Genomic DNA, 8816 nt, shown 5'->3' with positions numbered 1-8816 from the left:
CTGCTCCGCGCGGCGGCGCCGCTCGTCGGCCGGGTCGAGGGAGAGCTGGCGGGTGGCGCGGTCGGCGTCGGTCAGCCCCTCGGCGCGCAGCGCGACCGCGCGCACCCGGGCGCGCTGGAGGCCGAGCGCGTCGTGCAGGGCGTCGGCCAGGGCGAGCAACGCCGGGGTGTGCGCGGTCGGTTCGGCCAGCTCGCGGCGGCGGGTGGTGGTGGCGTGGTCGGCGTAGCGGACGGTGAGGGTCAGCGCGCGGGCGGTCTGGCCGGCGCCGCGCAGCCGGTAGCCCAGCTCGTCGGCGAGGCTCAGCAGCGCGCGGTGGCGCCATCCCGCGTCGAGTTCGTCGTGGCCGAAGCGGTGCTCGACCGCCAGCGTCGGCTCGGGCGCGCCGGGAACGACGGGCGTGGGGTCCTCGCCCCTGGCCAGCGCGCGCAGCCGGCGGGCCTGGCCGGCGCCGAGGACCCGTTGCAGGGTGGCCGGCGGCGCGGCGGCCAGCCGGCCCACCACGCCCAGGCCGTATCCGGCCAACGAACGCGCGGTCGCCGCGCCCACCCCGGGCAGCGCGTCGACCGGCAGCTCGGCGAGGAACTCCGCGATCCCCTCGGGGTCCTCGGGCACCACCCACACCCCGGGCCCGTCCCGGCCGACCAGGGCCAGCCGGGCCAGCAGCGGGTTGCCGGCCACGCCGATGGCGCAGTCCACGCCGTGCCGGGCCAGGGCCCGCACCCGGACCAGCCCGGCCAGCCGCTCGGCGTCGGCCTCGAAGTACCGCAGCGCGCCGGCGACATCGGCGAGCGCGGCGTCCGGGGGCAGGGAGCGCACCACGGGGGTGAGGTCCTCCAGCAGCCGGACCAGCTCGTGGTGGTCCTCGCTCCGGCGCCCTGGAAGGCCGAGGAACCGGACGTGGAGCACGGCGCGTTCGCTCATCCGGCGCTCCCCGGGCTGGCGTGCCAGAGCTTGCGCGGCGCCTTGGGCGACTCGCCGGCGGGCCGCAGGTCGGCCCAGGGGTGCAGGTCGTGGCCGCCGGGCTGCTCGATGCGCCGGGTCACGGCCGACTCACCCGCGGGTCCGTTCACGGCCTCGTTCACGGGTTCGTTCGCGGGTTCGTTCGCGTTCCCGGCCGCCGCCTCCCCGGTGTGGGCGAGGTGTTCGGCGACCGCCGACAGGCCGCCGGCGGCGCGGAGTTCGACGAGGTCGGCGAGGTCCCAGGCGATCTGGCCGACCACGCTGAGGGTGCGCGGGCCGCGCCGCTGGACCGTGCCGCGCACCAGCAGCAGCCAGGAGTGGAAGACGGTGTGCGCGCTGGCGGCGTGGCTGTCCTCGAAGAAGGCGAGGTCGACCAGCCCGTTGGTGTCGTCCAGGGTCACGAAGATCACCCGCCGCCCCGAGCGGATCGGCGGGGTCTGGGTGGCGACCTTGGCGCCGGCCACCAACACCGTCGCGCCGTGCTCAACCTCGCGCAGCCGCCGGGCGTCGATGACCCCCAACTCGTCCAGAAACGCTCGGTGATCGGTCAACAGATGGCGTTGGGTCTCCATGCCCAGCACGCCGAGTTCGGCCTCAAGCCGCTCGTCCCGGTCCAGGTCGGGCAGGCCGGCGGGCGGGGTGTGGTCCGCGTCGGGCTGGTTCACGTCCAGCGGCAGCTGGCGCGCGCCGGGCGCACGCCCCCGGCGCTGCCGGTGCAACTCGGCCAGGTGCAGCAGCAGATCGCGCCGGTTCTCGCCGAAGGAGTCCAACGCGCCGACCGTGGCGAGCCGTTCGGCCACCGGGCGGCTGGGCGCGGCGCGGTTGACCAGGTCGGTCAGCGAGGCGTACGGGCGGCCGGCCGCGATCCTGGCCGCCTCGTCCTCGGAGATGCCCTTCACCTCGCCCAGCGCCAACCGGACGCCCCAGCGCCCGGATTCAGACTCTAGTTCGATTCTATAGACCGCGTCGGACCGGTTCACGTCCAGCGGCAGCACCGGCACCCCGCGCCGCCTCGCGTCGGCCAACAGCAGCCGCTTGGGGTACATCCCGGGGTCGTGGGTGAGCAACCCGGCGTAGAAGGCGGCCGGATGGTGGGCCTTCAGCCAGGCCGACTGGTAGGTCGGCACGGCGAAGGCCACCGCGTGCGCCTTGCAGAAGCCGTAGGCCCCGAACGCCTCGACGCTCTCCCAGGCACGCTCGATCACCTCGGGCGGATAGCCGCGCCGCTCGGCCAGCTCGGCGAACCAGACCCGCACCCGCCCCCGGCGCTCCGGGTCGGACAGCGCCCGCCTGGCCTCGTCGGCCATCCCGGCGTCGCAGCCGGTCATGGTCGCGACCACGCCGATGATCTGCTCGTGGAAGACCACCACGCCATGGGTCTCCCGCAGCACCGGCTCCAGGTCGGGGTGGACGTAACGGACCGCGCGCCGGCCGTGCTTGGCGTCGATGAACGGGTTGACCATGTCGGCCGAGACCGGCCCGGGTCGGAAGAGCGATATGTCGACCACCAGGTCGTGGAAGTCCACGGGTTGCAGCCGGCCCAGCAGGTCCCGTTGGCCGGGTGACTCGATCTGGAAGCAGCCCAGGGTCTCGGTGGAACGGATCAGCCGGTAGGTCTCCGGGTCGCCCCCGGGCACCCGGTCCAGGTCGATCCGCTCTCCGGTGGCCCGTTCGGTCTCGGCCACCGCGTGCGCCATCGCCGACTGCATCCGCACGCCCAGCACGTCCAGCTTGAGCAGCCCGAGGTCCTCCACGTCCTCCTTGTCGAACTGGGACATCGCGAAGCCCTCGCCGCTGGTGGGCACCACGGGCGTGCGGGCGCGCAGCGAGGCGTCGGAGAGCAGCACCCCGCACGGGTGCATGGCCACCCCGCGCGGCAGGCCGTCCAACGCCTCGACCAGCTCCCACATCCGGGGGCCGTAGGCGTCGGCGTCCACCCCGCGCAGCTCGGGCAGCTCCGCCAGCGCGGCGCGCGCGTCGCCGGCCCTGATGTGCGGGAACGCCTTGGCCAGCCGGTCCACCTCGGCCGGCTCGACGCCCAGCGCCAGGCCGACGTCCCGCACCGCGTGCCGCACCCGGTAGGTCTCCGGCATGGCGACCGTCGCCACCCGGTCCTCGCCGAAGCGGTCGAAGATCGCCCGGTACGCCTCCAGCCGGCGGGCCGACTCGACGTCCACGTCGATGTCGGGCAGCACCGGGCGGCGCGGGGAGAGGAACCGCTCCATCAGCAGCCCGTGTTCCACCGGGTCGGCCGCCGCGATCCCCAGCAGGTGGTTGACCAGCGAGCCGGCGCCCGAGCCCCGGGCGGTGACCCGGATGCCCAGCGCGCGGATGTCCGCCACCACCTGGGCGACGGTCAGGAAGTACGAGGCGTAGCCGAGACGTTCGACGATCGCCAGCTCCGTCTCCAGCCGCGCCCAGCGCTCGCGGTCCCGCGCGTGCCCCCGGAGCAGCATCGCCGCGGCGCAGCGGGAGCGCAACACCCGGGCGGCGGTGCGCCGTTCGGCGCCGACCAGGGCGGGCTCGGGGAAGTGCACGCTGCCCAGGCCCAGGTCGTCCTCGGGGTCGACCCGGCAGGAGAGCGCGGTCTCGGCGGTGTGCTCCAGCAGCCGCCGGGCGGCCTTCGGGCCGTAGCCGGCGTCCCGGACGACGCGTTCGGCCGCGCGCTCCATCGCGGCCGGGTCCTTCAGCCAGCGCTCGCCGTTGTCCAGGGGGCCGCGCGGGTCGATGGGCACCAGCCGGCGGGCGGAGTCCAGCACGTCGGCCACCGGGCCCTGCCCCTCGTCGGCGTAGCGGACGGCGTTGCTGAGGACCGGGGTGATCCCGGTCTCGACGGCCAGGCCCAGGGTGCGGGCGGCGGTGCGCGCCGGGCCGCTGGCGACGACCTCCAGGCGCAGCGCCGGGCCGAACAGTTCCCGCCAGGGCGCCAGCAGCCGCACCGCCCGGTCGGGGCGGCCGGCGGTCAGCGCCCGGCCGGGCTCGGACTCCGGGCCCAGCAGCGCGACAACGCCCCGACCGCCGCCGGCGGCCAGCTCCGACCAGGGCAGCAGCGGGCGTTCCCCGCCGACCGCGTGGGCGGCGGAGACCAGCCGGCACAGCTCGGCCCAGCCGGCCGCGCCGTCCCTGGCCAGCAGCACCACCCGGGGCGCGGACTCGTCGGTGAACGCGCCCCCGCGCACGGGGGTGCGCCGACGTTGCGTGGCGGTGCGTTCGCGCTCCTCGGGCGGGCCGACGGCCAACTCGACGCCGTAGACCGGGCGCACCCCGGCCCTGGCGCACCCCCTGGCGAACCGGACGGCGCCGGCCAGGGTGTCCCGGTCGGTGAGCGCCACGGCCTCCATCCCCCGTTCACCGGCCCGTTCGGCGAGCCGCTCGGGGTGCGAGGCGCCGTAGCGGAGGGAGAACCCGGAGGCCACATGGAGATGGGTGAACCCCGCCATCGCCCGCACCTCCTTCGCGCACCCGACCCCCTGTCCGCCGCTGTTCCGGTCCACCATAAACCAGCCATCGAACGCTTGTACGATTGGCGTCCGCCGCAGGTCACCGGGGGTTTTCGCGATCTTGGCTGGCCGAAAGCCGACCCGGAACGGGCGGCCGGCAACGGCCTTGGGCGAGCACCGAGTTAGCCCTCCGGGGCGGGCGCGGGACGCTCCCGGGCGGGCGTGCGGGACGCTCCCGCGCCCCTCGGCGCGCGCCCGGCGCGTTAGGCTGCCCGGGTGGCTAATCCCCCCGTGTCCCGGTCCCCCTTCGACCTGGTGATCTTCGACTGTGACGGCGTGCTCGTGGACAGCGAGCCGCTGGCGCTCCGGGTCTGCCTGGACCTGGGCGCGGAGCTGGGCTGGCCGCTGACCGAGGACGAGGTGATCGACCGCTTCCTGGGCCGCTCCGAGCGCGCGGTCGAGCAGCAGATCGCCGAACGACTCGGCGCCGAACTGGCCGCGCGCTGGGGCGAGGAGTACCGCGCCCGGCTGGCCCGCGCGATCGACACCGAACTCACCGAGGTGGACGGCGTCTCCGAGGCCCTGGACGCGCTGCCCGTCCCGCTGTTCTGCATCGCCTCCAGCGGCAGCCACGACAAGATGCGCCGCACGCTGGGCCGCACCGGCCTGCGCGAACGGTTCGGGGACGAGCGGATCTTCAGCGCCAGCGAGGTGGCCAGGGGCAAGCCGGAGCCCGACCTCTTCCTGTACGCGGCGGACCGCATGGGCGTGGCCCCGGCCCGCTGCGCGGTGGTCGAGGACAGCCAGTACGGGGTGCGCGCCGCCCGCGCCGCCGGGATGCGCGCCTTCGGCTACGCGGGCGGCCTCACCCCGGCCGAGTGGCTCGCCGGCCCCGGCACCACCGTCTTCGACGACATGCGCAAGCTGCCGGTACTGCTGGGCGCCAGCTGACACCCGAGCCCGAACCCCGACGCTCGCGGCGCGCGAGGCGCCGCGCGCCCCGTCACACACGCCCCTTCATCCCCCTTCGCGCCCGTTTCACCCGACATGCCGGAATGTCGGCGATCGCCCAGTATTGACCAGGTGAGAGGCCCGAAGAGGCGGGCGCGAGACGAAGGGGTGTCACACATGGCGGAGAACACACTGCGGGGGAAGGTCGCGGTGATCGGCGGGGGTGAGAAGAACCTGGGCGGCCTGCTCAGCCGGACCTTCGCCGAGGGCGGGGCCCGGGTGGTGGTGCACTACCACCACAGCCGGGACGAGGCCGAGGAGACGGTCCGGGCGGTCAAGGAGGCCGGCGGGGAGGCGGTCCCCATCCAGGGCGACCTGACCAGGCCCGCCGAGGTGAGCCGGGTCTTCGACACGGCCGTCGAGTCCTTCGGCGGCGTCGACATCGCGGTGAACACCACCGGGATGGTGCTGCGCAAGCCGATCCTGGAGACCACCGAGGACGAGTACGACCGGATGTTCGGCATCAACGCCAAGGCCGGCTTCTTCTTCATCCAGGAGGCCGGCCGCCGGCTCAACGAGGGCGGTCGGATCGTCAGCCTCGGCACCTCCCTGCTGGCCGCCTTCACCGACGGGTACGCCACCTACGCCGGCGGCAAGTCCCCGTTGGAGCACTTCACCCGGGCGGCGGCCAAGGAGTTCGCCGACCGGCGGATCTCCGTGAACGTGGTCGCCCCCGGGCCCATGGACACCCCGTTCTTCTATCCGCAGGAGACGCCCGAGCGGGTCGAGTTCCACCGCTCGCAGGCGATGGGCGGCCAGCTCACCCAGGTCGATGACGTTGCTCGGTTCATCACCTATCTGGTCACCGACGGCGCGTGGTTCACCGGGCAGACCCTCTTCCCCAACGGCGGATACACCACCCGCTGACCACGGGCCGCCCCGGGGAACCGGCGGTGTGGGTGCGGGGCAACGCCGACCGCGCCCTGGCCGGGACCCGCGCCAGGGCGGACGCCGCCGACGGGCGCTGGAGGTCTTCACCGCGCTCGCCGCCGACCAGCGGTGACGGGCGGGAACAGGTCAACGCCCGGCGGAACGACGCCCGTTGCCGCGCCTTCGCGCCCGGTCACGCGCGGCGACGGCGGGCCAGTGGGCCGGGCGGGTCAGCCGCTCGGGAACGGTCGTCACGCCGTCGCCGCGCACGGCGTTGAGCTGGGCCTGGGTGACGAAGAGCGCGCCGGCCAGCCGGGCGCCCCGCAGGTCGGCCCCGCGCAGGTCGGCGCCGATCAGGACAGCGCCCCGCAGGTCGGCCCCGCCGAGATCGGCCGCGATCAGCAGCGCGCCCCGCAGGTTCGCCCCCCGCAGGTCGGCCCCGCGCAGCCGGGCGCCCGCCAGGTCGGCGCCCCTGCGGTAGCGGCGCGCGGCCGGCAGCCCGGCCCTCGCGCGCTCGCTCACCGCGAGCAGCAGCTCGTTGACGCCGGCGCGGTGCGCCGCGACGTCCAGCGCGAGCAGTTCGTCGGCCCCGGCGTCGACCAGCCGTTCCGTCTCGGCCAACGCCCCCGCCAGCCGCCCGGCCAGCGGGCGGGCGGCGGGCAGCGCGGTGGCCTGGGTCAGGTACCAGAGCAGCTCGTGGAGTTGACGCTGCACGGGGAAGACGGCGAACATCCGCCGCGCCGTCGCGGGGTCCTCGCGCCAGTCAGCGCCGTCGAAGGTGACCCGGGAGACCCGTTGACCAGCGCCGAAGCAGTCGAAGACGGCGCAGCCGGCATAGCCCGCCTCCCTCAGCCCGGCGTGGATGCCGCAGCGGGAGTCGGCGCCGAGGTGGCCGCAGGGCGTGCCGGCCGGCTTGCTCCGCGCGAAGTCGGCCGAGGCGGCGAACGGGAGCGCCACGCAGCACAGCCCGTGACAGTCGGCGCAGTCGCCGACCAGCGCGAGCCGCCGGCGCGCGCCGGCGGTCACGGGTGGTGTGCCTGGGGACAACGCGCCCCTCCTCGTGCGACTCAGCCGGCTCGTGCGCCCCATCCTCCCAGGCGTCTCCCCGCTGGTTCAGTGGGGCCCGGCCGGGGCCTCGAACTCCGTCCCGCAGGGCCCGGCGCCCTCGCTCTCCGGGAGCCGCACCCGTTCGCCACTCATCGTCAGCGTCGGGTACCAGTCGCCGATCCGCTCCGCCGAGCGGCCCACGTAGTGGCAGATGAACGAGCGGCGGAACCGGTCGGCCGTGCGGTTGGGCTGCGAGCCGTGCACCAGGCTGCCGTTGAAGAACAGCACGTCGCCCGGCGCCATGTCGACCGGCACGGCGGCCAGCCCAGGCGGCGGGGGAACGTACTCCCGCGCAAAGGACAGCGTCGGATCGGCCTCCTCCGGACAGAAGAGGTCCATCTCATGCGTTCCGGGAACCACTTCCAGACCGCCGTTGTCACGGTCGGTCAGGTCGCAGGCGATCCAGGCCGCCACGCAGGTGCCGGGCTCGACCCGGAGGTAGAAGTTGTCCTGGTGCGGCGCCTGCCCCCGGGCGCCCGGCGGCTTGAAGTAGAACATGCTCTGCGCGGCCAGCGGCTCCTCGCCCAGCAGCCCCTCCAACACCACACGCAGCCGCGCGTCCAGCAGCCAGCGCAGCGCCAGCCGGCTGATCTGGTGCGGGTGCATCACCCGGGGCAGGCGGATCAGCGGGTCGTCGGGCTCGCCGGGCGCCGGCTCCCTCGGCTCGAAGTGGCCGGGCACCGGTCCGCCCGCGCCGATCGCCGTGAACTCCGCCCGCAGCTCCTCGATCTCCTCCGGCCCGAAGAGGCCGCGCAGCACCAGGAATCCCTCCTCCCGGAAGCGCCGCCGCTCGGCCTCCGGCAGGCCGTCGCCCCCGGCGCCGGCCGTCGTCTCTGTGGTCTCGGCTGTCGTCATCTGTCCGCTCCCAGTACGTCCGCGATCGGTCGTCGCCGTCGTTCTCTGTTCGTTCGGGTCGCTGTCTGGTTGAGTCGTCTGGTGATTGGCGTTCTGTTTCGACGCTAGGTCCGACCGCCGGTCTGGAGGATGCCCGTGAACGCCGGGGACCTGCCCGAGGCTGCTGCTCCCCCGCCGGGCCTGCTGACCGTGGGCCGCTTCGACGAACGGCCCGGCTATGCGGTGCGCCGCCCGCGCGGGGCCGACAGCTGGCTGTTCACCTGGACCGTCGCCGGCGGCGGACTGCTGTGCCAGGGGCCCGACGCGACGACCGCAGGCCCCGGCGACCTGGTCGCCCTCGGCCCCCGCGCGCCCCACCGCTACGAGGTGGCCGAAGGCGCGGAACGGTGGGCGTTCTGGTGGGCGCACTGCCAGGCCAGGCCGGCCTGGGCCGGCTGGCTGCGGCCGTTCCGCTCGCCCGGCGGCGGGCTCTACGCGGTGCGCGGCGTGCCGGAGTTCGCGCGGGAGCGGATCGCCGCCGCGTTCGCGCGGATGGCGGCCGACGCGCGCTGGTCGGGCGAGGCGCCGGGGCCG

6 protein-coding genes and 1 pseudogene are annotated in these 8816 nt (G+C 75.2%); 3 read left to right on the top strand and 4 right to left on the bottom strand.

Features of this window, described 5'->3' with window-relative positions; genetic code table 11:
- Positions 1-921, bottom strand: a 921-nt coding sequence (locus EBN88_RS26355; protein ID WP_122399552.1) for a DNA polymerase Y family protein, incomplete at its 3' end; no start/stop codon positions are given.
- Positions 918-4400, bottom strand: a complete 3483-nt coding sequence (locus EBN88_RS26350) for a DNA polymerase III subunit alpha (RefSeq protein ID WP_122399551.1) — start codon at positions 4398-4400, stop codon at positions 918-920. The genes EBN88_RS26355 and EBN88_RS26350, both read right to left, overlap by 4 nt.
- A gap of 291 nt (positions 4401-4691) precedes the next feature.
- Here EBN88_RS26350 and EBN88_RS26345 point away from each other — a divergent pair, with 291 nt between their 5' ends.
- On the top strand, positions 4692-5351 hold the full coding sequence (locus EBN88_RS26345; RefSeq protein ID WP_233580980.1) for an HAD family hydrolase: 660 nt from the start codon (positions 4692-4694) through the stop codon (positions 5349-5351).
- Between the two features lie 177 nt (positions 5352-5528).
- Positions 5529-6278, top strand: coding sequence for an SDR family oxidoreductase (locus EBN88_RS26340; RefSeq protein ID WP_122399550.1), 750 nt, complete (start codon positions 5529-5531; stop codon positions 6276-6278).
- A 150-nt stretch (positions 6279-6428) separates the two neighbouring features.
- Here EBN88_RS26340 and EBN88_RS26335 read toward each other — a convergent pair whose 3' ends face one another.
- Both EBN88_RS26335 and EBN88_RS26330 read right to left on the bottom strand, forming a co-directional pair.
- Positions 6429-7328 carry a pentapeptide repeat-containing protein gene (locus EBN88_RS26335; RefSeq protein ID WP_233580978.1) on the bottom strand — a complete coding sequence of 300 codons (900 nt, stop codon included), beginning with the start codon at positions 7326-7328 and terminating at the stop codon, positions 6429-6431.
- A 66-nt stretch (positions 7329-7394) separates the two neighbouring features.
- Positions 7395-8243, bottom strand: a complete 849-nt coding sequence (locus tag EBN88_RS26330; RefSeq protein ID WP_122399548.1) for a phytanoyl-CoA dioxygenase family protein — start codon at positions 8241-8243, stop codon at positions 7395-7397.
- A 129-nt stretch (positions 8244-8372) separates the two neighbouring features.
- Here EBN88_RS26330 and EBN88_RS26325 point away from each other — a divergent pair.
- Positions 8373-8816: pseudogene (locus EBN88_RS26325) on the top strand (helix-turn-helix domain-containing protein); the annotation flags it as partial.

The sequence above is a fragment of the Streptomyces triticirhizae genome (assembly GCF_003696235.1).
GTDB classification, from domain to species: domain Bacteria; phylum Actinomycetota; class Actinomycetes; order Streptomycetales; family Streptomycetaceae; genus Streptomyces; species Streptomyces triticirhizae.
This window is presented reverse-complemented; position numbering and strand designations above follow the sequence as displayed.

Bases quoted from the DNA above. Each gene is read 5' to 3' on its own strand.
- EBN88_RS26350 (WP_122399551.1), bottom strand. From the start codon at position 4,400: ATGGCGGGGTTCACCCATCTCCATGTGGCCTCCGGGTTCTCCCTCCGC.
- EBN88_RS26340 (WP_122399550.1), top strand. From the start codon at position 5,529: ATGGCGGAGAACACACTGCGGGGGAAGGTCGCGGTGATCGGCGGGGGT.
- EBN88_RS26330 (WP_122399548.1), bottom strand. From the start codon at position 8,243: ATGACGACAGCCGAGACCACAGAGACGACGGCCGGCGCCGGGGGCGAC.